The sequence below is a fragment of the Cellulomonas terrae genome (assembly GCF_007990265.1).
GTDB classification, from domain to species: Bacteria; Actinomycetota; Actinomycetes; order Actinomycetales; family Cellulomonadaceae; genus Cellulomonas; species Cellulomonas terrae.
This window is the reverse complement of the sequence record NZ_BJWH01000001.1, coordinates 109,049-133,449: the sequence shown is the minus strand read 5'-3', so window position 1 is coordinate 133,449 and position 24,401 is coordinate 109,049. Positions and strand designations below refer to the sequence as shown.

The following is a 24,401-nucleotide window of genomic DNA, read 5'->3' as shown; positions in this document are numbered from 1 at the left end:
GTGTCACCTCTGTTCTTCGGTAGGGACGAGGACCTTGCGCGGTGCGGGTTCTGCGGTGGGACGGGGAACGTCGGGGCTGGGGCGGCGGCGCCGTCGGGCGACGAGCGCTCCGTGGAGACCGTGCGGGGCGACCGCCATCACCGTGATGAGCAGGAGCCCGAAGACGAGGACCGCGAGGTTCCCGTCCAGTCGTTGGGCGGCGTCGGCCGGGAGGTTCGCCGTGAGCCTGCCGATGAGCCAGGGCAGGAGCACGATGACCACCGACCCGAGCGCGGCGCCCAGGATGCTGCCCAGCCCGCCGACGACGACGGCGACGACGAGCAGCAGCGAGAACCCGACGGTGTAGGCGCCCGGGCTCACGGTCTGGGCGACGAAGCACAGGACCGCACCGCCCACCCCGGCCGCGACCGAGCTGGCGGTGAAGGCGAGCACCTTGACGCGGCCGGCGGGGATGCCGCTGAGTCGGGCAGCCACCTCGTCGTCCCGGACGGCGAGCATCCGCAGCCCGAACCGCCCGCCGCGCAGCACCGTCAGGCCGGTGACGACGGCGGAGGTGACGACGACCGCCACCATCGCCTGCCACTGCTCGAGCGCGACCACCCGGCGCAGCGCGTCGGGCACGCCCTCGAACGCGATGTGGACCCCCTGGTCGCCGTGCAGCACGGTCGACCACGTGGAGGCCACGGCGGGAAGAGCGATCACGACGGCGAGCGTCAGGCCGGCCAGGTAGGGCCCGGACAGCCGCGCGGCGGCGAGCCCGAGGAGCAGGCCGACGACGGCGCTGGCCAGCGCCCCCGCCAGCAGGGCGACCACGAAGGCCGGGAGGCCGTCGAACGGCAGCGCGTTCCTGGTGAGCGCGAACCCGTACCCGCCGACGGCCATGAGGGCGGCGTGCCCGAGCGACAGCTGACCGGTGGCCCCGACGAGCACGGTGAGCCCGGCGGTCGCGCACAGGTACGCCGCGACGAGCGCGAGCTGGTAGTTGCGGAACGGGTCGAGCGCGAACGTGCCGCCGAGGGCGACGACCGTCCAGCCCGCCGCGACCAGGAGGGTGCGCAGGAGCGGGCGCTGTCCCGGCAGCCGCTGTCGCCCGGTCATGCGCGCCTCGCCTCCGCCGCCGCGAACAGGCCCGCCGGTCGCAGGAGGAGCACCAGCACGAGCAGGACGAGCACCGCGATCGGCACCAGACCCGCGCCGAGGTAGCCGGTGACCAGGCTCATCGCGACGCCGACGACCACCCCGCCGACCAGGGCGCCGACCGGCGAGTCGAGCCCGCCGACCACCGCGACGGTGAAGCCGAGCACGAACAGCGAGTCGGTCGCGTGCGGGTTCAGGCCGAGGCTCGTCGGCACGAGAAGCAGCGCCGCGAGGGACCCGACGACGCTCGACAGGACCCAGCCGACGGTGACGGTGCGCGACACGCGGACGCCGAGCAGGCGTGAGACCTCGGGGGCGAACGCCGCGGCGCGCATCTGCAGCCCGAGCGACGTCCACCGGAACAGGACCGCCAGCGCGCCCATCACGACCACCGCCACGACCAGCACGAACAGGTCGTACGGGGAGAGCAGCGGCACCCCGCCGACGACGATCGCGCGGTCGTCGAACGGCACCCGCATCGGCCGGTAGTCGGGCCCGAAGAGGATCCCGAGCGCCGACTGCAGCACCATCACGAGCCCGATGGCCAGGATGACACCGGACAGCGGCGACGCAGGCGACGCGAACCGCATGACCCCGCGCTCGACTGCGAACCCGAGCAGCCCGCCCGCCAGCAGCGCGGCCAGCAGACCGAGCCAGTAGCTGCCTGTCAGCGACGTCACCTCGAACGCGACGTACGTGCTGACCACCGCCATGGCGCCCTGGGCGAAGTTCACGACGCGCGCCCCGCGCCAGATGAGCACGAGGGCGAGGGCGAAGAGCGCGAGGACGGCACCGCGCGCGAGGCCGGTGCCCAGGAGGAAGACGAGTCGGTCCATCAGAACCCCAGGTAGGCGTGGCGGAGGCGGTCGTCGGCCGCGAGCTCGTGCGCGGGCCGGGACGCGACGACCTCACCGAGCCCGAGGACGACGCCGTGGTCGGCGACGGACAGCGCCCCGACGACGTTCTGCTCGGCGAGCAGCACGGTCAGCCCGGTGCGATCGGCCAGCGATCGCAGGACGCCCATGATCTGGGCGACGACGCGCGGCGCGAGCCCGAGGGACGGCTCGTCGAGCAGCAGGACCGTGGGCCGTGCCACCAGCGCCCGGCCGAGCGCGAGCATCTGGCGCTCGCCGCCGGAGAGCTGGTGGCCGGGGTTGTCCCGGCGCCGGGCGAGCGGCTCGAACAGCTCGTAGACCTCCGCGACCGCCGCGCGCCGGTCGGGACCGCGCCACAGCCCGCCGAGCCGCAGGTTCTCGTCGACCGTCAGCTCCGCGACGACGCCGCGGCCTTCCGGGACGTGAGCGAGCCCGCGCCGGACGCGGTCCTCGACGCTGACCCCGGCGAGGTCCTGCCCGGCGAGCCGGACGCTGCCGCGCGTCAGGGGAACCAGGGCGGACAGGGTCCGCAGCAGGGTCGTCTTGCCGGCACCGTTGGCGCCGACCAGGGCGACGATGCTGCCCGCGGGCACGTCGAGGTCGACGTCGCGGAGCACCGGTGCGCCGCCGTAGCCGACGGTCAGTCCCCGCACCTCCAGGAGCGCACTCACGGGGTCGTCACCTCGATCCCCAGGTACGCCTCGTCGACCGCCGGGTCCCCCGCGACCTCGTCGGGGGTGCCGGTCGCGATGACCCGCCCGAAGTCGAGGACGACGACGCGGTCGCAGACGCCCATCACGAAGTCCACGTGGTGCTCGACCAGCAGCACCGCGCAGCCGGTGGCGGCGGTGTGCCGGACCAGGTCGCCGAGCGCGGCGATGTCGTCGGGGCCGAGGCCGCCGGCAGGCTCGTCGAGCAGGAGCAGCTGCGGCTCGGCGACGAGCGCCCGGGCGAGCGCGACCTTCTTCTGCTCGGGGTAGGGCAGGTCGCCGACCGACCGGTCGGCGTGCGCGGCGAGGTCGAGCGCGTCGAGCTGCCGCTGCGCGTCCGTGCCGGGGTCCGTGGCGCCGAGGCACCCGGCGAGCACGTTCTCCCGGACGGTCAGGCCGCGGAACAGGCCCAGGCCCTGGAGCGTGCGGGCGACGCCGCGGGCAGACAGGCGCGTCGGGTCGGGCGGGAGCGGGACGCCGCCGACGGTGATCGCGCCCGCGCTCGCGCGGACCAGCCCGCAGACCGCGTTGAACAGCGTCGTCTTGCCCGCGCCGTTCGGGCCGATGAGCCCGACGACCTCGCCCTCGTGCACGTCCAGGCTCACGTCGTCGAGGGCGCTCAGGCCCCCGAAGCGCACGCTCAGGCTGCGCACCGCCAAGCGGGGGTCACCCGTGCGGACGGGCGTCGTCTGTGCAGACATCGGCACCTCTTCGTGTCGGTGAGGACGAAAGTACAACAGAAACCGACCGGACGGTATGTTCCTGAGGACACGGTTCGATCACGCCTTCGCGCACAGGATCAGGAGTGCGGGACGCCCGCGATCATGCCGCCGTCGACCACGAGCTCGGTGCCCGTCGTGTACGCCGAGTCGTCGCTCGCGAGGAAGACCACGGTGCCCGCGACGTCCGCCGGGAGCGCCGGTCGACCGAGAGGGATCGGCACCGCGGTCGGGTCCAGACGCGAGGTCATCGTCGTCCGGACGAAGCCGGGGTGCACGGAGTTGACCCGGATGCCGTCGGGACCCAGCTCGACCGCGAGGGACTTGGTCAGGCCCCGGACGCCGAACTTGGAGGCAACGTAGCCGTGCAGGTGGGAGCCGCCGAGCATGCCCTCGACCGACGAGATGTTGACGATCGAGCCGCGGCCGGCCGCCTTCATCGTCGGCACCACGGCCTGCACGCCGAGGAAGACGCCCGTGAGGTTGACCGCGATGACCGCGTCCCACTTCGCCAGGGGGTAGTGGTCGATCGGCCCCGCGTTCGCGATGCCCGCGTTGTTGACCAGGACGTCGACGGTGCCGAACCTCGCGCGGGTCGCGTCGACCGTGGCGGCCCAGCTCTCCGGCGACGTCACGTCCAGGTGCGTCGGCAGCGCACGGTCGCCCAGCTCGGCGGCCAGCTCGCCGGCGTCGTCGTCGAGCAGGTCCGCGACCACCACGCGCGCTCCCGCGGCGTGCAGTGCCCGGGCGAACGCCTCGCCGAGCCCTCGTGCGGCGCCGCTGACGATCGCGACGCGTCCGTCGAGCCTCACGGGACGCGCACCACGAGACGGCCGGTCGTGGTGCCGTCGGCGAGCCGCTGCACCGCGGCGGGCGCGTCCTCGAAGGCGACGACGTCACCGACCACCGGCCGGACCTGACCGGCGTCGACCAGCCGCGTGAGCTCGGCGTGCGCCGCGTCGACGAGCTCGGGCCGGCGCTGCGCGTAGAGCGCCCAGTGCAGGCCGAGCACGCTGTAGTTCTTCACCAGCGCGTGGCCCGCGTTGACGGCCTGGATCGTCCCGCCCGCGAAGCCGACCACGACGATCCGGCCCTCGAACGCGATGCACTTGGTGGACTGCTCGAACGCGGTGCCGCCGACGGGGTCGAACACCACGTCGGCCCCGGCACCGCCGGTCTCCGCCTTGACCACCGCGACGACGTCCTGCGCCGACCGGTCGACCACGACGTCCGCCCCCGCCTTCCGCGCGACCTCTGCCTTCGCCGCGCTGCCGACGACGCCGATCACGCGCGCACCCGCGGCCGCGCCGAGCTGCACCGCCGCGCTGCCGACGCCCCCGGCCGCGGCGTGCACGAGCAGGGTCTCGCCCGGCTGCAGCTCCGCCCGCCGGTGCAGGCCGAACCAGGCGGTCTGGTAGCCGATGGTCAGTGCGGCGGCCCCGGCGTCGTCCAGCGCGACGGGAGCCGGGAAGACCTCGCGCTCGTCGAGCACGGCCAGCTCCGACAGGACCCCGATCCTCGACCCGACGACGCGGTCGCCGAGCGCCGCACGCGTGACGCCGTCACCGAGCGCGACCACCTCGCCGCAGAGCTCGATGCCGGGGGAGAAGGGCAGCGGCGGCCGGACCTGGTACTCGCCGCGGGCGAGCAGCACGTCGGGAAAGTTCGCCGCGACCGCCCGGACGCGGACGAGCACCTGCCCGGGACCGGGCATCGGGTCCGGGACCTCGACGAGCTCCAGGACCTCGGCCGGCTCCCCGTGTCGCACCACCTGCCACGCGCGCACCCGCTCAGGCCTTGATCGCGACGAGGAAGAGGTCGGTCAGCTGCTGCGCGAGGAGCACCTTGTCCTCCGGGCCTTCGGGGGAGTACCAGTTCGACAGGTAGTGGACGTCGGAGAAGAAGTGCGCGACCAGCACGGCGCGGGGGATGTCCGTGCGGTAGAGCCCCTCCTCCTGGCCGCGCTCGATGAGGCCCGCGAACACGTCGTGGTACTGCCGACGGCGGCGCGTGACCTCCTTCTGGCGCGGCTCGGAGAGCATGTGCACGCTCCGGAAGAAGACCGTGCCCTCGGGCAGGAAGTCGATCGACGTCTCGATGACGTCGACGCACACGTCGTGCAGCGTCTGCGCGGTCGGGGCACCTCGGCCGACGATCTCCTCGAGATGGCTCGTCTGCAGCGAGAGCATCCGCTCGTAGACCGAGAAGAGGAGGTCGTCCTTCGACTCGAAGTAGTGGTACATCGCGCCCTTGGTGACGCCGGCCGCTTCGACGATCTGCTGCACCGAGGTGTTGGCGTACCCCTGGGTGGAGAACAGGTCGACGGCCGCCTTCGTGATGTCGTCGACGACGCTGGAGGGTGCCATGGGTGCCTCTCTCGTTCTTCGGGCTCTAGCCGACCGCGACGGCACTGGCGCCGCCGTCGATGGTGAGCGTATGACCGGTGATCCACGCGGCGTCGTCGGAGAGCAGGAACGCGACCGGTCCGGCGACGTCCTCGGGCTCGCCGATGCGGCCGAGCGGGTAGACCTTCGCGAGCGCCGCCTCGCGGTCGCCCTCGTAGAGCGCCTGCGCGAGCCGCGTGCGGACCACGGCGGGGGCGACCGCGTTGACGCGGAGGCCGGGGGCGAGCTCGACCGCGAGCTGCTGCGTGAGGTTGAGGAGCGCGGCCTTGGACACGCCGTAGAACGCGACGCCCGGGCTGGCGGACAGGCCCGCCACCGAGCCGGTGTTGACGATCGACCGGCTCAGCCCGGCGTCCACCGCGGATCGCGTCCAGTCGAGGGCCGCGACCACGTTGACCTCGAGGATCTTGCGGACGACCGCGCTCTCGATCTCGAGCGCCGGGCCGTACGCGGGGTTGATCCCGGCGTTGTTGACTAGGTGGTCGAGGCGGCCGAAACGCTCGGTGACCTGGGCGAAGACGTCCGCGCGGTGCTCGGGGTCGTCGGCCTTGCCCGCGATGCCGACGGCGTGCCCCGGCGCGACCGCGTCGAGCTGCTCGACGGCCGCCGTGAGCGAGTCCGGCTTGCGTCCGGTGAGGACGACGGAGGCCCCCTCGGACACCAGTCGCTCGGCGACGGCCAGACCGATCCCGCGGCTCGCCCCGGTGATCAGGGCGACCCTGCCCTCGAACCTGCGCATCCCTGCACCCTTCTCGATACCGACTGTTCGGTATGTCGCCCGACAGTAGCGCATCGGTCGTCGGCGTTTTCTGACTCTGCGTCAGATACGACTAGGCTGCGCGTCATGGATCTCGTCTACAACCTGCTCGTCGTCCTCCACCTGCTCGGCTGGGCCATCGTGCTCGGCGGCACCCTGGTCAACCTGCGCACCCCCAAGATCGCGACGGGCGTGCTGCACGGCATCCTCACCGCGCTGGTCACCGGCATCCTCATCGTCGGCATCGCGTCCGCGGGCCTCGCCGGCCACGAGCCCAACACCACGAAGGTCGCGGTCAAGCTCGTCGTCGCGCTCGTCGTGGCCACGCTGGTGATCCTCGGGGTGCGCAAGCCGTCGCGCGTGACCACCGGCTACCTCGGCGCCATCGCGGGCCTGACCGCGCTGAACGTCGCGATCGCCGTCCTGTGGCGCTGAGGCGCTGACCGGGCAGTACTGTCCACCCCGTGAACTCCGTCGGTGACCTCCTGGTCGGGCTCGTCGTCCTCGTCGGGCTGTTCGGCGTCGTCGTCCAGGTGCTGCCCGGCGGGCTGCTCGTCGCCGGCGCGATCATCGTCTGGGGCGTCGTCACCGGGGGAGTCGCGGGGTGGACGGTCGTCGCGATCACCGTGGTGGTCACGGTGCTCGCGGGCATCGGCAAGTACCTGCTGGCCGGGCGGCACCTCAAGCGTGCGGGCGTGCCGTCGTCCACGCTGATCTGGGGCGGGGTCGCGGGCGTCGTCGGGTTCTTCGCGATCCCCGTCGTCGGCCTGTTCGTCGGCTTCGTGCTCGGCATCTACCTCGCCGAGTGGCTGCGCTCGCGGGAGCCTCGCCCCGCCTGGCGGGCCACGGTGGCGGCGCTGCAGGCCACAGGCCTGACCATCCTCGTGGAGCTCGCCGCGGCGCTGGTCTCGACGGGCGCCTGGCTGACCGCGCTGGCGATGACCTGACCGCCGACCGTCAGGCGAGATCCACAGGGAGCACGTCGCTGTCAGTCGCGGCGCCTATCCTTGAGGGGCCATGACGTCGCTCTTCGAGAACCTCGCCCTGCCCCTCCCGGGCGCCTCCGCGGACCCCTCGGGCGAGGTGGCCGCAGCCCGTCGCCGCAGCGAGGCAGAGGCCCTGCTCCGCGGGCTCAACCCGCAGCAGCGCGAGGCCGTCCTGCACCAGGGCGGGCCGCTGCTGATCGTCGCCGGCGCCGGCTCGGGCAAGACGCGGGTGCTGACCAACCGCATCGCGTACCTGCTGGCCACGGGCCGGGCGCGCGCGGGTGAGGTCATCGCGATCACGTTCACCAACAAGGCCGCGGCGGAGATGCGCGAGCGCGTCGAGGGCCTGGTCGGACCGGCCGCCGGCCGCATGTGGGTCTCCACGTTCCACTCTGCGTGCGTGCGGATCCTGCGCCGGGAGGCCGGGACGCTGGGCCTGCGGTCCAGCTTCTCCATCTACGACTCCGCGGACTCCCAGCGCCTGCTCACCCTCGTCGCGCGGGAGCTGGACCTCGACCCCAAGCGCTACCCGGCCAAGGCGCTGCAGAACAAGATCTCCTCGCTCAAGGACGAGCTGGTCGACCCGGAGACCTTCGCCGCCACGTCCGGGGGCGGCGCGGCCAACGAGTTCGACACCGCGCTCGCGCAGGTCTACACGCGCTACCAGGCCCGGCTGAAGCAGGCGCACGCCCTCGACTTCGACGACCTGATCATGACCACGGTCCACCTGCTGCGGGCGTTCCCGGCCGTCGCGGAGCACTACCGGCGGCGGTTCCGCCACGTCCTGGTCGACGAGTACCAGGACACCAACCACGCCCAGTACGCCCTGGTGCGCGAGCTCGTCGGCTCCTCGCGGGGGATCGTCGACGACTCGACGGACATGGAGCTGCCGCGCGGCGAGCTCACGGTCGTCGGTGACGCGGACCAGTCGATCTACGCGTTCCGGGGTGCGTCCATCCGGAACATCCTGGAGTTCGAGGTCGACTACCCGGACGCGCGGACCATCCTGCTGGAGCAGAACTACCGGTCGACGCAGACCATCCTCTCGGCCGCCAACGCGGTGATCAGCCGCAACCCCGGCCGGGAGAACAAGCGCCTCTGGACCGACTCCGGCGCGGGTGCGCAGATCGTCGCGTACGTCGCGGACACCGAGCACGAGGAGGCCCGGTTCGTCGCCGAGGAGATCGACCGGCTCGGCGACTCCGACGGCGTCCGGCCCGGCGACGTCGCCGTGTTCTACCGCGCGAACGCACAGTCCCGCGCGCTCGAAGAGGTGCTCATCCGGGTCGGGCTGCCGTACAAGGTGGTCGGCGGCACGCGGTTCTACGAGCGCAAGGAGATCAAGGACGCGGTCGCCTACCTGCGCGCGCTCGACAACCCCGACGACGACGTCAGCGTGCGCCGCATCCTCAACGTGCCCAAGCGCGGGCTGGGGGACCGGTCGGAGGCGATGGTCGCGTCGTACGCCGAGCGGGAGCGCATCTCGTTCGGTGCGGCGCTCGAACGCCTCGACGAGGTCCCGGGACTGGGCACCCGCGCGATCACCGGGCTGTCGGCGTTCGCGGCGATGATGGCGGAGCTGCGCGAGCTCGCAGCGAGCGCCGGGCCCGCCGAGGTGCTCGGCGCCGTGCTCGAGCGCTCCGGCTACCTCGCCGAGCTGCGGGCCAGCGACGACCCGCAGGACGGCTCCCGGGTCGAGAACCTGGCCGAGCTGCACGCGGTCGCCTCCGAGTTCGAGCAGAGCGACCCCGAGGGGGTCCTCGCCGACTTCCTCGAGCGCGTCTCCCTCGTCGCCGACTCCGACCAGATCCCGGACGACGACGGCGGGGACGACGACGGTGAGACCCGTCCGGACCCGGGCGTGGTCACCCTGATGACCCTGCACACCGCCAAGGGCCTGGAGTTCCCCGTCGTCTTCCTCACGGGGATGGAGGACGGCACCTTCCCGCACCAGCGGTCCCTGTCGGACTCCCAGCAGCTGGAGGAGGAGCGGCGCCTCGCCTACGTGGGGCTCACCCGAGCGCGCGAGCGTCTGTACATCTCCCGTGCTGCTGTCCGTACAGCGTGGGGCGTGCCCAACGAGTTCCCGCCCAGCAGGTTCCTCGACGACCTGCCCGACGACCTCATCGACTGGCGTCGGCGCGAGTCTTCGACCTCGCAGCTCCGCGGCGGATGGGGCTCGGGCTACGGCTCGGGCGGGGGCGGCTACCGGGCGTCGGCGCCGCGCGTCGAGCGCGAGACGCGCCCGGTCCTGCCCTCCACGGGAGCGACCTTCGGCTCCGCGAAGCCGCGGCCCGACTCCGCGATCCCGCAGCTGTCGGTGGGGGACCGCGTCACGCACGACTCGTACGGTCTCGGCACGGTGATCGCGCTCGAAGGAGCTGGACCGAACGCGGTGGCCAAGGTCGACTTCGGCACCGACGGCGTCAAGCGGCTGCTGCTGCGGTTCTCGCCGGTCACCAAGCTCTGACGCGACCCGCACGACCGCGGCCGCCGCGTCCCCGGGACGGCGTCGTGCCCGGCTGCGCGCGGTGCGCGGACGCCCCATGCGCGGGTGCGGAGCACGGTCGAGAGCGTCCAGGCGGTCACCTCAGCCCACCGGCACGTCGGCCCAGACGGCGGTGACGGCCTCGCGCACTGCCGCCGGTCCGACCCCGACCGCGGCGAGCGCCCGGTAGGCGGTGGTGTCGTCCAGCCGGACCGCCGCCAGCAGCAGGTGGCCGCTGTCGATCCGGCGGTGCTTGCACCGGATGGCCTCGCGCAGCGAGACCTCGAGCAGCTTCTTGGCGTCCGTCTCGAAGGGCAGGTGACCCTTCCTGGGTGCCGACCTGGTGATCGCGTCGAGCGCCCCCGGCCCGAACGAGGCCTCGACCTGTGCCCGGACGGCGTCCAGGTCGACGCCGATCCCCGCCAGCGCGTCCGCGTCGATGGTGTGCGCCGGCAGTGCGCGGACCGCGGCGAGCAGCGTCGCGTGGCCGACGCCCAGCCGGCCGAGCGCCTGCGCGGCGACGGTGTCCGGCGACCGTACGGTGCCGAGCAGCACGTGCTCCGGCCCGACGCGGTCGGCGCCGAGCGCCCGGGCCTCGTCCTGGGCCTGGATGACCGCCTCGCGGGCGTCCTTGGCGAACTTCTCGAACATCAGCCGAACCTCTTCCCGTACTTCTTGTGGACCGCCTGCCGGGAGACCCCCAGGGCGGCGGCGACCTGCTGCCAGGACCAGCCGAGCCGGCGGGCGCGCTCGACGTGGAGGGCCTCCAACCGGTCGGCCAGCGCTCGCAGCGACCGGACGGCCCGCAGGCCGTCGGCAGGCTCGGCCGCACTCGCGGCTGCGGTCATGAGCTCATCGGACATGCTCGTCAACCTACATTGACGCTCGCTGCGATGTCAACCGATGTTGACGCGCTACGACGTCTTCGCTCCCGGAGCCCGGAACCCACCCGACGCGCAGCGACCGCGCTCCCGGTGCCCTGACCCCACCGGAGCGCGGACGTCCGGGGTCGGGCGCGCGGGGCGGTGGGGGTTCGCGGTGAGCCGGTCAGTGGTGGGGGATGACCTGGGGGTGGCGGAGGTCGCGGTTGTCGATGACGACCGTGGCGCGGGACGCGGGCCGGCACGCCGCGAAGTAGTGGCGCTGCCCCTCGACGTAGCGGGCGTTCGCCGGGTGCATCGGGTCCGGCGGGCAGCCGTCGCGGACGGCCATGCGGGCGAACGTCTCGGCGAAGTCGACGTCGAGGTAGACCGAGAAGTCCCACCAGGCGGCCAGCTCGTCGCGGTGCAGGAAGATCCCGTCGACGACGAGCACCGTGCTGTCCGTACCGTGCTCGCGCGGGAGGTCGAGCGCGGTGTCGGTGGCGACGTCGCGGACGGCCCGACGGAACCGCCGTGACCCGCCGGGCGCGAACGGCTCCAGGACCTGGGTGCGCAGCGCGTCGTAGTCGTAGGAGTCCGCCCAGAAGCCCTCGGGGGAGTGCCGACCGCGGCGGTAGCGCTCGTCGCGCGGACGGAGGAACCCGTCGACGCTGATCCGCACGACGGTGCGCCCCTCCCGCAGCAGCTCGGCGGCGAGCTCGTCGGCGAACCGGGTCTTGCCGGCGCCGTCCATGCCGTCGATCCCGACGAGGACGGGACGGCCGAGCGCGCGGGGGTCGGCGATCCTGCTCGCGACCTCCCGCAGCACCGCGAGGCGCGCGACCGACGCCGTCGGCGCCGTGTCCGAGGGGGCGCTCACCGGACGTCCGTGCGGAGCAGAGCAGCCATGCCGGGAACGTAGCGGATCGGGACGATTCGGGGGAGGGGTTGCGAAGAATGTGTGGATGATCCGGCCTCGCGTACGCCACATCTCTCGATGTGAAGATATCTGTGCGTGCCCGCTACCATCGACCGGGGCGTTTCGGCCGTACAGAGGCCGTCGAACGCCGGTGATGAGAGGACCCAGACCAGGTGGACCTGTTCGAGTACCAGGCACGTGACATCTTCGAGAAGCACGGCGTCCCCGTGCTCGGCGGCGTCGTCGCCACGACTCCCGAGGAGGCCCGCGCCGGCGCGGAGCAGCTCCTGGGCGGTCAGCCGGGCGTCGTGGTCGTCAAGGCACAGGTCAAGGTCGGTGGCCGCGGCAAGGCCGGCGGCGTCAAGCTGGCCAGGTCCGCCGACGACGCGGCCGAGAAGGCTGCCGAGATCCTCGGGATGGACATCAAGGGCCACACGGTCCACCGCGTGATGATCGCCGCAGGCGCCAAGATCGCGACGGAGTTCTACTTCTCCCTCCTGCTCGACCGCGCCGAGCGCCGCTACCTGGCGATGTGCTCGGTCGAGGGCGGCATGGACATCGAGCAGCTGGCGGTGGAGCGCCCCGACGCGCTCGCCAAGGTCGCGGTCGACCCGCGCACCGGCATCGACCAGGCGAAGGCCGACGAGATCGTGGCGGCCGCCGGCTTCGACGCCGAGATCGCCCCCAAGGTCGCGGCGGTCCTCCAGACGCTGTGGACCGTCTACCGCAGCGAGGACGCCACGCTCGTCGAGGTGAACCCCCTGGTCCTCACCGAGGACGGCGAGATCGTCGCGCTCGACGGCAAGGTCACGCTCGACGCCAACGCGGACTTCCGGCACCCGGAGCACGCCGAGCTCGAGGACGCCGGCGAGACGGACCCCCTCGAGGCGCGCGCCAAGGAGAAGGACCTCAACTACGTCAAGCTCGACGGCGAGGTCGGCATCATCGGCAACGGCGCCGGGCTCGTGATGAGCACGCTCGACGTCGTCGCGTACGCCGGTGAGGCCCACGGTGGCGTGAAGCCGGCCAACTTCCTCGACATCGGGGGCGGCGCCAGCGCCGAGATCATGGCCGCGGGCCTCGACATCATCCTCACGGACCCGCAGGTCAAGGCCGTGTTCGTCAACGTCTTCGGCGGCATCACGGCGTGCGACGCGGTCGCCAACGGCATCGTCGCCGCCCTCGAGATCCTCGGCGACGAGGCCTCCAAGCCGCTGGTCGTCCGCCTGGACGGCAACAACGTGCTCGAGGGTCGTCGCATCCTCGCCGAGGCCGGTCACCCGCTGGTCACGATCGCGGACACGATGGACGGCGGCGCCGACAAGGCGGCCGAGCTCGCCCACGCCGCGGCCTGAACCCCCTGACGCAGAGAGAAGCAGACACCACCATGGCGATCTTCCTGACCGAGGCATCCAAGGTCATCGTCCAGGGCATGACGGGCTCCGAGGGCCAGAAGCACACGACCCGCATGCTCGCGTCCGGCACGTCCGTCGTCGGCGGGGTGAACCCCCGCAAGGCGGGCACCTCCGTCGCGTTCGGTGACGTGGACGTCCCCGTCTTCGGCTCCGTCTCCGAGGCGATGGACGCCACGGGCGCGGACGTCTCCGTCGTCTTCGTGCCGCCGGCCCACACCAAGGCCGCGGTCGTCGAGGCGATCGAGGCGGGGATCCCGCTCGTCGTCATCATCACCGAGGGCGTCCCCGTGGCGGACACCGCCGAGTTCTTCGCGCTCGCGCTGGAGAAGAACGTGCGGCTCATCGGCCCGAACTGCCCCGGCCTGATCAGCCCCGGGAAGTCCAACGTCGGCATCATCCCGGCGGACATCACCGGCCCCGGCCGCGTCGGCCTGGTGTCGAAGTCCGGCACGCTGACCTACCAGATGATGTACGAGCTGCGGGACTTCGGGTTCTCGACGGCGATCGGCATCGGCGGCGACCCGATCATCGGCACGACGCACATCGACGCCCTCGCGGCGTTCGAGGCGGACCCGGACACCGAGGTCATCGTGATGATCGGTGAGATCGGCGGGGACGCCGAGGAGCGTGCGGCGGCCTACATCGCCGAGCACGTCACCAAGCCCGTCGTCGGCTACGTCGCCGGGTTCACGGCTCCCGAGGGCAAGACGATGGGCCACGCCGGCGCCATCGTCTCCGGCTCGTCGGGTACTGCGCAGGCCAAGAAGGAGGCCCTCGAGGCCGCGGGCGTCAAGGTCGGCAAGACGCCGTCCGAGACGGCCGAGCTCGCCCGCCAGCTGCTCTCCTAGCCCGTCCGCGAGGCGCCGGTCCACGGGGCCGGCGCCTTTCGCGTACCCGGACGCCGACGCGCCGTGCCGGGTTCGCCGCTCGGGCGAGCGCGGCAGCGACCATGGCACGGTGAGCGCCACCGGCCCCCGGACGGGGGGTACCCCCGTCGTCGACCGTCGCCGTCGTCGCACGCTGTCCGACGAGCCGGCGCCGACGTTCGTCACGAGTGCGCTCGACGGCGCCCCGCGCTGGGTCGCGGGCGTGCTGTCCGCGCTGCAGGCCGCGCTCCTGTCGTTCCTCGTCCTGGCGCTGCCGGCGGTCGCGGCCTACGTCGCGACGTCGGCCGACCCGTCGAACAGCGGGGTCGGGTGGTTCCGCTCCGTCGGTGTCGGGTCGGCGCTGTGGCTGCTCGGGCACGGGGTCCCGGCCCACGTCGGTCCCGCCGTGGTGACCCTGGTGCCGCTCGGGGTCACGGTGGTCGCGGTCTTCGTCTGCTATGCCTCGGCGCGCCGGTCTGGCCTGGCCACGTGGTCGGGGTACGCGGCGGGCGTCGCGACGTACACCCTCGTCGCGGTGCTGCTGGCGCTGGTCACCGGGGTCGGGGGCGCGGACCTGGCGAGAGCGGTCGCCGGCGGTGCAGCGGTGTCCGCCACCGGTCTCGGAGCCGGCCTGCTGGCCCGCCCGGAGGCGCCGTCGCTGCGCGTCCTCACCCGGCCTGCCTGGTCCCGCTTCCCGGCGCCGGTGCGCACCGGTGCGGCGGGCGGGGTGCTCGGCGCGGCGGCGCTCGTGCTCGTCGCCGCCCTCGTGACCACGGTGTGGGTCCTGGCGGGCCGCGCGACCATCAGCGACGTCGTGCGTGGCCTCGGGCTCGACGCCGTCGGTGGCGTCGTGCTGGCCGTCGCGGAGCTGGCCTACCTGCCGAACCTGGTGGTGTGGGCGGTCGCGTGGCTGACGGGTGCCGGGTTCGCGGTCGGTGCGGGGACGCACTTCGCGCCCGACGAGGTCATCGGCGGGGCGTTGCCGGCGGTGCCGATGCTCGGCGCGCTCCCACCCTCCGACGTGGTCGGACCGGCGACGAGCCTGGTGCCGCTCGTGCTCGTGGGGGTCGGCGCGCTGGTGGGGCTCTACGTCCACCGGAGGCTCGTGCCGCAGCGCTGGTGGGACACGGCGCTGGCGTGCGTGACGGCCGCGGTCGGCGGTGTCCTCGTCGTCGCGGTCCTCGTCACGCTGGCCAGCGGTGGGATCGGTCCGGACCGGCTGGCGGAGGTCGGTGCGCAGGGAGGTGTCGTCGGGCTGCTGGCCGGCGCCGGGCTGCTTGCGGGGGCGCTGCTCGTGGCGTTGCCCACCGACCCGGTGCTGCGCGCGGAGGTCGTCAGCAGGCTGCGTGCGGTGCTGCGCCGCGACCCGTCCTGACTCAGGACCCGGTGCTGCGTCCGCCCATCGACGGGAGCAGCTCCTCGACGTCCTGCTCGTACTGCGTCTCGCAGGCGCTCCGCGCCCCGATGGTCAGAGCCCCGTCCAGGCACTCCTCCTTGGCCACCTGTGCCGGCCACGTGGCCACCTGGCCGACCAGGAGCAGTGACCACGACAGGGAGACGAACAGTCCGACGGCGAGCAGGGGCGCGAGCCCGCGCGACCGGGCGCGCACGGCGACGACGAGCGCGCGCACACCGACGACGACCGCGGCGAGCGCGAAGGGGAGCGCGGCCGCCTGCCACGGCAGGCGCAGCGTCTCGACGAGCACCGACGCGAGCACGAGCACGGCGAACAACCGGGTGAGGCTCGTCGCACGTGCGGTGCCCTCCGGGTCGGCCGGCGGTCGCTCCGGGGCGACCGGGGCCGGCTGCGGACCGCCGGCAGGGGGCCAGACCGGGGTCGGGTGAGCCGGGGCGTCGTCCTGGGTGCCGGGACGGTGTTCGGGCGGCGCGTACGGGTTGCTCACCCGTGCATTCTCGCCCACGGACGCCGGGCACCGGACGGTCCGTCCGCCGGTAGGGTCGGCGCGTGACGCCCGAGACGCCCCCGCCTCCCGCCCCGACCACTCGCGGGTCCGGACGGCTGGTGGTCCTCGTGTCCGGGACCGGCTCGAACCTGGCGGCCCTGCTGGCCGCCCACGAGGATCCTGCCTACGGTGCGCGGGTGGTGGCCGTGGTCGCGGACCGGGGCGACATCCGGGCGCTCGAGATCGCGCTCGAGGCGGGCGTCCCGACGGCGGTCGTGTCGGTCAAGGACTTCGACGACCGTGCGGCCTGGGACGCGGCGATCGCGGAGACCGTGGCGGTGTTCTCACCGGACCTGGTCGTGCTGGCAGGGTTCATGAAGCTGTTCGGCGCGTCGTTCCTCGCGCGCTTCGGGGGGCGGATCGTCAACACCCACCCGGCGCTCCTGCCGTCGTTCCCCGGCGCGCACGGCGTGCGGGACGCGCTCGCCTACGGCGTCAAGGTGACGGGCTGCACGGTCATGGTGGTCGACGAGGGCGTCGACACCGGGCCGATCCTCGCGCAGGCCACCGTCCCGGTGGAGCCCGACGACGACGAGGCGAGGCTGCACGAGCGCATCAAGGCCGTCGAGCAGCCGTTGCTCGTCGAGTGGGTGGGCCGCATCGCGCGCGGCGGGCTGCGCGTCGAGGGCCGGCACGCGATCGTCGGCTGACGCCCGGCGGGCTCGGCTAGACTCGGCCCCGGTCGTGACTGGCGCAGGTGGGTGCAACCACCGGGGAGCGGCCGCAGTACCCCGCCTCGCACCGCCCGCCTGGGTGCATGGGTCCGCCCTAGCCGACCCTGCCTCACGGAGCCGCCGCCCATGTCATCCCCCGAGAACCAGCGCCCCGTCCGTCGCGCCCTCGTCAGCGTCTACGACAAGACCGGCCTGACGGAGCTGGCGAGCGCCCTGCACGCCGCCGGTGTCGAGATCGTCTCCACCGGCTCGACCGCCGCCACCATCGCCGCCACGGGCGTCCCCGTCACGCGCGTCGAGGAGCTCACCGGCTTCCCGGAGTGCCTCGACGGCCGCGTCAAGACGCTGCACCCGCGGGTGCACGCGGGCGTGCTCGCGGACACGCGTCTCCCTGAGCACCTCGCGCAGCTGGACGAGCTGGGCATCGCGCCGTTCGAGCTGGTCGTCGTCAACCTGTACCCGTTCACCGCGACCGTCGCGTCCGGCGCGGGACCGGACGAGTGCGTCGAGCAGATCGACATCGGCGGTCCGTCGATGGTCCGCGCGGCCGCGAAGAACCACCCGAGCGTCGCGGTCGTCGTGGACCCCGCGCGGTACGCCGAGGTCGTCGCCGCCGTCCAGGCGGGCGGGTTCACGCTCGGCGCGCGTCGCCTGCTCGCGGCGGACGCGTTCGCGCACACCGCCGCGTACGACGCCGCGGTCGCCAGCTGGTTCGCCGCCGACTACGCGCCCGACGACCAGGCCGTGGGCTCCGGCTTCCCGGCGTTCACCGGGACCACGTGGGTGCGCGGCGAGGTGCTGCGCTACGGCGAGAACCCGCACCAGCAGGCGGCGCTCTACCTGACGCCCGACGGTGCCGCGGGACGCGGGCTGGCCGGTGCGCAGCAGCTGCACGGCAAGGCGATGAGCTACAACAACTACGTCGACGCCGACGCCGCCTGGCGCGCCGCGCACGACCACACCGACCCTGCCGTCGCGATCATCAAGCACGCCAACCCGTGCGGCATCGCGGTGGGCACCGACGTGGCCGACGCCCACGCGAAGGCGCACGCCTGCGACCCTGTCTCGGCGTTCGGCGGCGTCATCGCGACCAACCGCACCCTCACGGCCGCGGCGGCCGAGCAGATCGCGCCGGTGTTCACCGAGGTCGTCGTCGCGCCCGGGTTCGAGCCCGAGGCGATCGAGGTCCTGGCGCGCAAGAAGAACATCCGGCTCCTGCAGGTGACGCCCGTGGACGGCGTGCGCACCGAGCGGCGGGCCGTCAGCGGCGGCCTGCTCGTGCAGGAGCTCGACCAGGTGGACGCCGCCGGTGACGACCCGTCGGGCTGGACCCTGGCGGCGGGCGCCGCGGCCGACGACGCCACCCTGGCGGACCTCACGTTCGCCTGGCGGGCCGTGCGCGCCGTGAAGTCGAACGCGATCCTGCTCGCCGACGCCGGAGCCTCGGTGGGGGTCGGGATGGGGCAGGTCAACCGCGTGGACTCGTGCCGGCTCGCGGTCGAGCGGGCCAACGCGGGGGAGACCGAGCGGGCCCGGGGTGCGGTGGCGGCCTCCGACGCGTTCTTCCCGTTCGCCGACGGCGCCCAGGTCCTCATCGACGCCGGCGTGCGCGCGATCGTGCAGCCGGGCGGGTCGGTCCGCGACGAGGAGGTCGTCGCTGCCGCGCAGGCGGCCGGCGTGACGCTGTACCTGACGGGCACCCGGCACTTCGCGCACTGAGCACGGCACGGCACTACACGCGGGACGCCTCCCGCAGGGGCCGCCCCGGGTCGAGCGCGAGCGTGCGGTCGAGCCGGGGCAGCCCCGTCGCGGTGAACAGCCGCCGCGCGGCCCCCACGTCGCGCGGCCGGTCGACCGTGAGGATCGCGCCGACCTCGTCCGAACCCCGCCGGAACCACAGGGCGCCCCAGCCCTCGGCGGCGTCCGGGTCCCCGCGCAGGACCACCTCGTCGTCGACGTGGGGGCTGCCGAACAGGGCCAGCTCGTGGCCCAGCTGCGTCGAGAAGACGTAGGGCGCGACGTCGGTGACCTCGTCCGGGCTGCCGAGCAGGGCCGCGACGAGCGCGGCCGGTCCCCGGAGCGCGCCGTCCCAGTGGCCGCCGGGCACCCAGCCGTGCCGCGGGGAGCGGCGCAGCGCGACGTCGCCCACGGCCCGGACGCTGTGCGGCGCACCCACGACCCGGTGGTGCTCGTCGACGCGCAGCGAGCCGTCCGCCTCCCGGGGGAGGGCTCCGGCCAGCCAGTCGGTGGTCGGGCGCGCGCCCACCGCCGCGAGCACGACGTCGGCCGCGACCAGCTTGCCGTCCGCGAGGCCCACCCCGTTGGTGCCGACCTCGACGACGTGCTCGCCGGTCAGCAGCCGGACGCCCGCGGCGGCGTACCAGGGCGCGGTCAGCTCCCCGACGGTCGGACCGAGCGCCGCGGCGAGCGGGGCACCGTTCGCCTCGACCACCACGACGTCGACCCCCGCAGCGGCGGCGACGCCCGCCACCTCCGCGCCGATCCACCCCGCACCGATCACGACGAGCCGGGCGCCCGGCACGAGCGCCGCGCGGAGGCGCTCCGCGTCGGCGGCGGTGTGCAGGGTCAGGGCGGCCTCCCAGCCCGGAGGGCGGACCGCGTGCGCACCGCTGGCCACGACGAGGGCGTCGGCGGTCCGGGTGCCGTCGTCGGTGAGCACCTGCGGCCGTGCCCCGGACAGCGACAGGCTGCGCGCCGGGGAGCCCAGGTGGACCTCGTCCGCGAGGCTGAGCAGGTCGGCCCCCAGCTCGTCGGCGAGCCACGTCGGGTGCAGCCGGTCCAGGAGGTGCTTCGACAGCGGTGGGCGGTCGTACGGAGCGACACCCTCGGCACCGAGGACGACGACCCGCCCGTCGTACCCTCGTTCCCGCAGCGCCGCGACCGTCTGCGTCGCCGCGAGACCTGCACCGACGACGAGCACCTCACCGGGTGGTCGGATGTCCAGGGGGTCGTCGTGGGTCCGGTCGGTCACCCGGCAACGGTAGTCTCCCGTCGGGAGGCACGAGCGAGATGGTGAAGGAGCGCATGAGCGGGGCAGCCGGAGTTCGCCGCGCCGCTGGCGCTCACCCGCACACCGTCGACCCCGTCCGCCAGGAGCCCCCGGTGCCCGACCGGCCGACTCCCGGCCAGCCTCCCTCGACCGGTCCGATCCCCGTCGAGCAGGCGCCCCTGGACCCGCGGGCCATCGCACGGGCGTCGCTCGACGCCGCGCGCAACGTGTCCTTGTGGTGGACCAGCTCCGGGATCGTCGTCGCCACCGTCGTCGCGCTCGTCGTCGGCACCCGCGCCGGTGCGTTCGTCCTCGCGGGCGTCGTGCTGGTCTGCGCCGTGGTGCGCGCCGTGCTGCCGTCGGCGGGTCCCGTCGCGATCACCGTGCGCGCCAAGGCGCTCGACGTCGCCGTGCTCGTCCTGCTGGGGGCGGGCCTGGCGGTGCTCGCGCAGATCCTGCCCCGCTGACACGCACGGACGCCCGGGACCACGAAGGTCCCGGGCGTCCGGGTCGTGCGTGTCGGGAGGGCGTCAGCGCTCCGTGACCACCAGGACGTCGTCCGTCGTGACGTACGCGTCGTCCTCCTCGAGCAGGTTGTCCTCGACCGGCTCCGCGGCGAACGCGCGGTAGATCAGGCCGGCCAGGGCCGCGCCGACGAGCGGGGCCACCCAGAACAGCCAGAGCTGGCTGAGGGCCCAGCTGTCGGAGAAGATCGCCGCCGCCGACGAGCGCGCCGGGTTGAGCGAGGCGTTCGTGACGGGCATCGCCACGAAGATGAGCACCGCGAGCGACAGGCCGATCGCGAACGGCGCCTGGACGTTCGCGGACCGGCGGTCCGTCGCGCCGAGGATGATGCCGACGAACACCGCGGTGACGACGATCTCGACGAGCAGCCCGACGACGAGGGAGAACTCGACCGCGCCCGTGGAGGCGGTGGCCAGCGGCGAGTGCTCGCCGTAGCCGTTGGCCAGGTTGCTGAAGAAGTTGCGCGCCGTGGTGCCCTCGGTCTGGGTGATCAGGGAGGGCAGGGTCTTCGGGATCGTGATGAACAGGATCGCCGCGGCGAGGATGCCGCCGACGAGCTGCGCCAGCCAGTACGGCAGGACGTCCTTCCATGCGGTCCGGCCACCGATGGCCGCACCGAGCGTGACGGCCGGGTTGAAGTGCCCGCCCGAGACGTGGCCGACGGCGATGATCGCGGCGAGGACCGCGATGCCGAAGCCGAGGCCGACCGCGAGCGTGCCGACGCGGCTGATGTCGGCGTAGAGCGCGATGCCCAGACCGACGAGAACGAGCGCGAACGTGCCGAAGGACTCCGCGCCGAGGCGGGCGACCAGGCTCGGGCCGGTTACGACCACCGTTCCGGCGGGGACGACGTAGGCGTCGAGCTCCTCGACGACGACGTCCTCGTCGGTGTCGGGCTCGGCTGCCGGCTCGACGACGGGCGCGGTGGCGTCCGCGTCGGCCGCGGCGGTCGTCTCCTCGGGGGTGGGCGAGCCGGCAGCGGTGGCCTCGTCGGGCTCCGGGGAGCCTGCGGCCTTGTCGGGGTTGTCCTGTGACATGTCGATCCTGTCGTCAGTATTCGTCGGTGGAAGGGCGGTGCGCGCGGAGCGTGCCACGTCCGGCTGTTCGGTCGTGACGGACGCGATCGGTCGGCGTCGCGCCCCAGGCGGGTGCCAGCATGCCAGTCCTGGTGGCTGCGGTCACGGTGGACGCCGAAGGGCGGACTCACGCAGATCTCTCGACGTCGAGTAATCTTGTCCCCGGACCCGCGCCGGCAGACGTTCCCTCGTGCCGTGCCCCCTTCCGTCCCCAGCACAGGAGATCCCCGCATGGCGAAGATCAAGGTTGTCGGCCCGGTCGTCGAGCTCGACGGCGACGAGATGACGCGCATCATCTGGCAGTTCATCAAGGACCGCCTGATCCACCCGTACCTCGACATCGACCTGCGCTACTACGACCTGTCGATCCAGCACCGCGACGCCACCGACGACCAGGTGACGATCGACGCCGCGAACGCCATCAAGGAGCACGGCGTCGGCGTGAAGTGCGCGACGATCACGCCCGACGAGGCGCGCGTCGAGGAGTTCGGCCTGAAGAAGATGTGGGTCTCGCCCAACGGCACGATCCGCAACATCCTCGGCGGCGTCGTCTTCCGTGAGCCGATCATCATCAGCAACATCCCGCGCCTGGTGCCGGGCTGGAACAAGCCGATCATCATCGGCCGTCACGCCCACGGCGACCAGTACAAGGCGACCAACTTCAAGGTCCCCGGCGCCGGCACGCTCACGCTGACGTACACGCCCGAGGACGGCTCGGAGCCGATCCACCAGACCGTCGTGACGTACCCCGAGGGCGGCGGCGTGGCGATGGGCATGTACAACTTCAACGACTCGATCCGCGACTTCGCGCGCGCGTCGTTCGCCTACGGCCTGCAGCGCGGCTACCCGGTGTACCTGTCGACGAAGAACACGATCCTCAAGGCCTACGACGGCGCGTTCAAGGACATCTTCCAGGAGGTCTTCGACGCCGAGTACGCCGCGGACTTCGCCGCCGCCGGCCTCACGTACGAGCACCGCCTCATCGACGACATGGTCGCCGCGGCCATGAAGTGGGAGGGCGGCTACGTCTGGGCCTGCAAGAACTACGACGGCGACGTGCAGTCCGACACCGTGGCCCAGGGCTTCGGCTCGCTCGGCCTCATGACGTCCGTGCTGATGACGCCCGACGGCAAGACCGTCGAGGCCGAGGCCGCGCACGGCACCGTCACACGTCACTACCGCCAGCACCAGGCCGGCAAGCCGACGTCGACCAACCCGATCGCGTCGATCTTCGCCTGGACCGGCGGCCTCAAGCACCGCGGCAAGCTGGACGGCACCCCCGAGGTGACGCAGTTCGCCGAGACGCTCGAGCAGGTCGTCATCGAGACGGTCGAGTCCGGCGCCATGACCAAGGACCTCGCATCGCTGGTCGGCCCGGAGCAGGCGTGGCAGACCACCGAGGAGTTCCTCGCGACGCTCGACGCCAACCTGGCGGCGAAGCTCGCCTGACCTTGCGGAACACGACGGCGTCCACCCGGCTGGGTGGGCGCCGTCGGTCGTCTGCGGGGTAGCGTGAGGGCGCCGTCGTCGCCGATCGAAGGAGCCCGTTCCGTGGCCAGCTCGCCCGTCACCGTCACCGTCACCGGAGCTGCCGGGCAGATCGGCTACGCGCTGCTCTTCCGCATCGCGTCGGGCCAGCTGCTCGGCCCCGACACCCCCGTGCGCCTCCGCCTCCTGGAGATCCCGCAGGCCGTCAAGGCCGCGGAGGGCACGGCGATGGAGCTCGACGACTGCGCGTTCACCACGCTGGACAGCGTCGAGATCTACGACGACGCGACAGCCGCGTTCGACGGCGTCAACGTCGCGCTCCTCGTCGGAGCGCGGCCCCGCACGGCGGGCATGGAGCGCGGCGACCTCCTCTCCGCCAACGGCGGCATCTTCAAGCCGCAGGGCGCGGCCATCAACGCGGGCGCCGCGGACGACGTCCGGGTCCTCGTGGTCGGCAACCCCGCGAACACCAACGCGTTCATCGCCGCGTCGCACGCTCCGGACGTGCCGCGTGAGCGCTTCACGGCGATGACCCGCCTGGACCACAACCGCGCGGTCTCGCAGCTCGCGACGAAGACCGGCGCGAAGGTCGGCGACATCGCGAAGCTGACCATCTGGGGCAACCACTCCGCGACGCAGTATCCCGACCTGTCGCACGCCACGGTCGGCGGGCGGCCCGCGCTCGAGGTCGTCGGCGACGACACGTGGGTGCGCGACACGTTCATCCCGACCGTGGCCAAGCGCGGCGCGGCGATCATCGAGGCGCGCGGGGCGTCGTCGGCGGCGTCGGCGGCCAACGCGGCCATCGACCACGTGCACACGTGGGTGCACGGCACTCCGGCGGGCGACTGGACGTCGGCCGGCATCGTGTCGGACGGCTCCTACGGCGTCCCCGAGGGGCTCATCTCGTCGTTCCCCGTGACGTCGGTCGACGGCCGCTGGCAGATCGTCCCCGACCTGTCCGTCGACGAGTTCTCGCGGTCCCGGATCGACGCGTCCGTCGCGGAGCTCGTCGAGGAGCGCGACGCCGTGCAGGCGCTGGGCCTGCTCTGACCTTGTGGGCCGAGGAGGTCCGGGTCCCGCGTCCGGGCACGAGCGGCGCGGCGTTCCTCGGCTGGGCGCTGCTCGGTGCCGGTGTCGGTGCGGGCCTGGGGCTCGGGATCCCCGGCGGGCTGTTCGTCGCGCTGGCGCTGGTGCTCGTCGGCGGCCTGCTCGTCGTGCGGCAGGGTCTGCGTCCCGCGCAGCTCGGTGTCGTGACGGGTCTGGCCGCTCTCCCGTTCGCGCTCGCGTGGCTGAACCGGCGCGGTCCGGGGCCGTTCTGCAGCGGCGGGGTCACCGGTGCGTCCGCATGCGTCGTGCAGTCGAACCCGTGGCCGTACGTGCTCGTCGGCGTGGCCCTGGTGGTCGTGGGGGTCGTGCTCTTCGTCCGCACTCGCAGGGTCTGAGGCGGGGCGCAGCGCGTCCCTGGGTCCGCCGCGCAGCATGGGTTCGGCGGCGTCGACGAGGACGTCCGGGTCTCGCTCGCGG

At 73.3% G+C, this 24,401-nt stretch carries 26 protein-coding genes and 1 riboswitch; of the genes, 12 read left to right on the top strand and 14 right to left on the bottom strand.

Going from position 1 to position 24,401, the window contains the following annotated elements; translation table 11 throughout:
- Nucleotides 1–3 precede the first annotated feature (3 nt).
- From CTE05_RS00590 to CTE05_RS00555, 8 genes are all read right to left on the bottom strand, one after another.
- Complete coding sequence (locus tag CTE05_RS00590; RefSeq protein ID WP_146844197.1) at nt 4–1,098, bottom strand: branched-chain amino acid ABC transporter permease; 1,095 nt, start codon at nt 1,096–1,098, stop codon at nt 4–6.
- A complete protein-coding gene (locus CTE05_RS00585; protein ID WP_146844196.1) occupies nt 1,095–1,973 on the bottom strand; it encodes a branched-chain amino acid ABC transporter permease in 879 nt (292 codons plus the stop codon). The genes CTE05_RS00590 and CTE05_RS00585 overlap by 4 nt, the downstream gene beginning before the upstream one ends.
- Nucleotides 1,973–2,683, bottom strand: coding sequence for an ABC transporter ATP-binding protein (locus CTE05_RS00580; RefSeq protein ID WP_146844195.1), 711 nt, complete (start codon nt 2,681–2,683; stop codon nt 1,973–1,975). Before CTE05_RS00580 ends, CTE05_RS00585 begins: the two co-directional genes overlap by 1 nt.
- On the bottom strand, nt 2,680–3,423 hold the full coding sequence (locus CTE05_RS00575; protein WP_146844194.1) for an ABC transporter ATP-binding protein: 744 nt from the start codon (nt 3,421–3,423) through the stop codon (nt 2,680–2,682). Before CTE05_RS00575 ends, CTE05_RS00580 begins: the two co-directional genes overlap by 4 nt.
- A 98-nt stretch (nt 3,424–3,521) precedes the next feature.
- On the bottom strand, nt 3,522–4,253 hold the full coding sequence (locus CTE05_RS00570) for a glucose 1-dehydrogenase (RefSeq protein WP_146844193.1): 732 nt from the start codon (nt 4,251–4,253) through the stop codon (nt 3,522–3,524).
- Nucleotides 4,250–5,209, bottom strand: a complete 960-nt coding sequence (locus CTE05_RS00565) for an NADPH:quinone oxidoreductase family protein (protein ID WP_246123171.1) — start codon at nt 5,207–5,209, stop codon at nt 4,250–4,252. The genes CTE05_RS00570 and CTE05_RS00565 overlap by 4 nt, the downstream gene beginning before the upstream one ends.
- A 22-nt stretch (nt 5,210–5,231) precedes the next feature.
- Entirely contained in the window at nt 5,232–5,807 is a 576-nt protein-coding gene (locus tag CTE05_RS00560; protein ID WP_146844191.1) for a TetR/AcrR family transcriptional regulator, read from the bottom strand.
- 25 nt (nt 5,808–5,832) lie between these two features.
- Nucleotides 5,833–6,585, bottom strand: a complete 753-nt coding sequence (locus CTE05_RS00555) for an SDR family oxidoreductase (protein WP_146844190.1) — start codon at nt 6,583–6,585, stop codon at nt 5,833–5,835.
- A gap of 105 nt (nt 6,586–6,690) precedes the next feature.
- Here CTE05_RS00555 and CTE05_RS00550 point away from each other — a divergent pair, with 105 nt between their 5' ends.
- The 3 genes from CTE05_RS00550 to pcrA all read left to right on the top strand — a co-directional run bounded on the left by CTE05_RS00550 (nt 6,691) and on the right by pcrA (nt 10,059).
- Nucleotides 6,691–7,038 (top strand): hypothetical protein, encoded by a 348-nt coding sequence (locus CTE05_RS00550; protein ID WP_146844189.1) that lies wholly within the window; start codon nt 6,691–6,693, stop codon nt 7,036–7,038.
- Between the two features lie 29 nt (nt 7,039–7,067).
- On the top strand, nt 7,068–7,550 hold the full coding sequence (locus tag CTE05_RS00545) for a DUF456 domain-containing protein (protein WP_146844188.1): 483 nt from the start codon (nt 7,068–7,070) through the stop codon (nt 7,548–7,550).
- 70 nt (nt 7,551–7,620) lie between these two features.
- Nucleotides 7,621–10,059 carry a DNA helicase PcrA gene (gene pcrA, locus CTE05_RS00540; protein WP_146844187.1) on the top strand — a complete coding sequence of 813 codons (2,439 nt, stop codon included), beginning with the start codon at nt 7,621–7,623 and terminating at the stop codon, nt 10,057–10,059.
- 120 nt (nt 10,060–10,179) lie between these two features.
- Here the strand turns inward: pcrA and CTE05_RS00535 are convergent, their stop codons facing one another.
- From CTE05_RS00535 to CTE05_RS00525, 3 genes are all read right to left on the bottom strand, one after another.
- Nucleotides 10,180–10,728 (bottom strand): Clp protease N-terminal domain-containing protein, encoded by a 549-nt coding sequence (locus tag CTE05_RS00535; protein WP_146844186.1) that lies wholly within the window; start codon nt 10,726–10,728, stop codon nt 10,180–10,182.
- On the bottom strand, nt 10,728–10,940 hold the full coding sequence (locus CTE05_RS00530; protein ID WP_146844185.1) for an RNA polymerase subunit sigma-70: 213 nt from the start codon (nt 10,938–10,940) through the stop codon (nt 10,728–10,730). The genes CTE05_RS00535 and CTE05_RS00530 overlap by 1 nt, the downstream gene beginning before the upstream one ends.
- Before the next feature lie 184 nt (nt 10,941–11,124).
- Nucleotides 11,125–11,817 (bottom strand): nucleoside/nucleotide kinase family protein, encoded by a 693-nt coding sequence (locus tag CTE05_RS00525; protein ID WP_246123170.1) that lies wholly within the window; start codon nt 11,815–11,817, stop codon nt 11,125–11,127.
- A 212-nt stretch (nt 11,818–12,029) separates the two neighbouring features.
- Here CTE05_RS00525 and sucC point away from each other — a divergent pair, with 212 nt between their 5' ends.
- The 3 genes from sucC to CTE05_RS00510 all read left to right on the top strand — a co-directional run bounded on the left by sucC (nt 12,030) and on the right by CTE05_RS00510 (nt 15,512).
- Nucleotides 12,030–13,211 carry an ADP-forming succinate--CoA ligase subunit beta gene (gene sucC, locus CTE05_RS00520; protein ID WP_146844183.1) on the top strand — a complete coding sequence of 394 codons (1,182 nt, stop codon included), beginning with the start codon at nt 12,030–12,032 and terminating at the stop codon, nt 13,209–13,211.
- Nucleotides 13,212–13,243: 32 nt separating this feature from the next.
- Nucleotides 13,244–14,119 carry a succinate--CoA ligase subunit alpha gene (gene sucD, locus CTE05_RS00515; protein ID WP_146844182.1) on the top strand — a complete coding sequence of 292 codons (876 nt, stop codon included), beginning with the start codon at nt 13,244–13,246 and terminating at the stop codon, nt 14,117–14,119.
- 109 nt (nt 14,120–14,228) lie between these two features.
- On the top strand, nt 14,229–15,512 hold the full coding sequence (locus CTE05_RS00510) for a cell division protein PerM (RefSeq protein WP_146844181.1): 1,284 nt from the start codon (nt 14,229–14,231) through the stop codon (nt 15,510–15,512).
- A 1-nt stretch (nt 15,513) separates the two neighbouring features.
- Here CTE05_RS00510 and CTE05_RS00505 read toward each other — a convergent pair whose 3' ends face one another.
- A complete protein-coding gene (locus tag CTE05_RS00505; RefSeq protein WP_146844180.1) occupies nt 15,514–16,041 on the bottom strand; it encodes a hypothetical protein in 528 nt (175 codons plus the stop codon).
- A gap of 62 nt (nt 16,042–16,103) precedes the next feature.
- Here CTE05_RS00505 and purN point away from each other — a divergent pair, with 62 nt between their 5' ends.
- A complete protein-coding gene (gene purN / locus CTE05_RS00500) occupies nt 16,104–16,751 on the top strand; it encodes a phosphoribosylglycinamide formyltransferase (protein ID WP_146844179.1) in 648 nt (215 codons plus the stop codon).
- Nucleotides 16,752–16,775: 24 nt separating this feature from the next.
- Nucleotides 16,776–16,863, top strand: a riboswitch (ZMP/ZTP riboswitch).
- A 38-nt stretch (nt 16,864–16,901) separates the two neighbouring features.
- Nucleotides 16,902–18,494, top strand: coding sequence for a bifunctional phosphoribosylaminoimidazolecarboxamide formyltransferase/IMP cyclohydrolase (purH, locus tag CTE05_RS00495; RefSeq protein WP_146844178.1), 1,593 nt, complete (start codon nt 16,902–16,904; stop codon nt 18,492–18,494).
- 13 nt (nt 18,495–18,507) lie between these two features.
- Here purH and CTE05_RS00490 read toward each other — a convergent pair whose 3' ends face one another.
- Nucleotides 18,508–19,767, bottom strand: coding sequence for an NAD(P)/FAD-dependent oxidoreductase (locus CTE05_RS00490; protein WP_246123169.1), 1,260 nt, complete (start codon nt 19,765–19,767; stop codon nt 18,508–18,510).
- 53 nt (nt 19,768–19,820) lie between these two features.
- Between CTE05_RS00490 and CTE05_RS00485 the strand changes: the two genes are divergently transcribed.
- Nucleotides 19,821–20,252: a DUF3017 domain-containing protein gene (locus tag CTE05_RS00485; protein ID WP_146844177.1), complete on the top strand. Its 432-nt coding sequence runs from the start codon at nt 19,821–19,823 to the stop codon at nt 20,250–20,252.
- A 63-nt stretch (nt 20,253–20,315) separates the two neighbouring features.
- Here the strand turns inward: CTE05_RS00485 and CTE05_RS00480 are convergent, their stop codons facing one another.
- Nucleotides 20,316–21,347 carry an aquaporin gene (locus tag CTE05_RS00480; RefSeq protein ID WP_146844176.1) on the bottom strand — a complete coding sequence of 344 codons (1,032 nt, stop codon included), beginning with the start codon at nt 21,345–21,347 and terminating at the stop codon, nt 20,316–20,318.
- A gap of 270 nt (nt 21,348–21,617) precedes the next feature.
- On the opposite strand from CTE05_RS00480, the gene CTE05_RS00475 reads away from it, so the two are divergent.
- The 3 genes from CTE05_RS00475 to CTE05_RS00465 all read left to right on the top strand — a co-directional run bounded on the left by CTE05_RS00475 (nt 21,618) and on the right by CTE05_RS00465 (nt 24,319).
- A complete protein-coding gene (locus CTE05_RS00475; RefSeq protein ID WP_146844175.1) occupies nt 21,618–22,835 on the top strand; it encodes an NADP-dependent isocitrate dehydrogenase in 1,218 nt (405 codons plus the stop codon).
- 102 nt (nt 22,836–22,937) lie between these two features.
- Nucleotides 22,938–23,927 (top strand): malate dehydrogenase, encoded by a 990-nt coding sequence (locus tag CTE05_RS00470; RefSeq protein ID WP_146844174.1) that lies wholly within the window; start codon nt 22,938–22,940, stop codon nt 23,925–23,927.
- Nucleotides 23,928–23,929: 2 nt separating this feature from the next.
- Nucleotides 23,930–24,319: a hypothetical protein gene (locus CTE05_RS00465; protein ID WP_146844173.1), complete on the top strand. Its 390-nt coding sequence runs from the start codon at nt 23,930–23,932 to the stop codon at nt 24,317–24,319.
- Nucleotides 24,320–24,401: the final 82 nt, after the last annotated feature.

Bases quoted from the DNA above. Each gene is read 5' to 3' on its own strand.
- CTE05_RS00590 (WP_146844197.1), bottom strand. From the start codon at position 1,098: ATGACCGGGCGACAGCGGCTGCCGGGACAGCGCCCGCTCCTGCGCACC.
- CTE05_RS00585 (WP_146844196.1), bottom strand. From the start codon at position 1,973: ATGGACCGACTCGTCTTCCTCCTGGGCACCGGCCTCGCGCGCGGTGCC.
- CTE05_RS00575 (WP_146844194.1), bottom strand. From the start codon at position 3,423: ATGTCTGCACAGACGACGCCCGTCCGCACGGGTGACCCCCGCTTGGCG.
- CTE05_RS00560 (WP_146844191.1), bottom strand. From the start codon at position 5,807: ATGGCACCCTCCAGCGTCGTCGACGACATCACGAAGGCGGCCGTCGAC.
- CTE05_RS00555 (WP_146844190.1), bottom strand. From the start codon at position 6,585: ATGCGCAGGTTCGAGGGCAGGGTCGCCCTGATCACCGGGGCGAGCCGC.
- CTE05_RS00550 (WP_146844189.1), top strand. From the start codon at position 6,691: ATGGATCTCGTCTACAACCTGCTCGTCGTCCTCCACCTGCTCGGCTGG.
- pcrA (WP_146844187.1), top strand. From the start codon at position 7,621: ATGACGTCGCTCTTCGAGAACCTCGCCCTGCCCCTCCCGGGCGCCTCC.
- CTE05_RS00535 (WP_146844186.1), bottom strand. From the start codon at position 10,728: ATGTTCGAGAAGTTCGCCAAGGACGCCCGCGAGGCGGTCATCCAGGCC.
- CTE05_RS00530 (WP_146844185.1), bottom strand. From the start codon at position 10,940: ATGTCCGATGAGCTCATGACCGCAGCCGCGAGTGCGGCCGAGCCTGCC.
- sucD (WP_146844182.1), top strand. From the start codon at position 13,244: ATGGCGATCTTCCTGACCGAGGCATCCAAGGTCATCGTCCAGGGCATG.
- purH (WP_146844178.1), top strand. From the start codon at position 16,902: ATGTCATCCCCCGAGAACCAGCGCCCCGTCCGTCGCGCCCTCGTCAGC.
- CTE05_RS00485 (WP_146844177.1), top strand. From the start codon at position 19,821: ATGAGCGGGGCAGCCGGAGTTCGCCGCGCCGCTGGCGCTCACCCGCAC.
- CTE05_RS00480 (WP_146844176.1), bottom strand. From the start codon at position 21,347: ATGTCACAGGACAACCCCGACAAGGCCGCAGGCTCCCCGGAGCCCGAC.
- CTE05_RS00475 (WP_146844175.1), top strand. From the start codon at position 21,618: ATGGCGAAGATCAAGGTTGTCGGCCCGGTCGTCGAGCTCGACGGCGAC.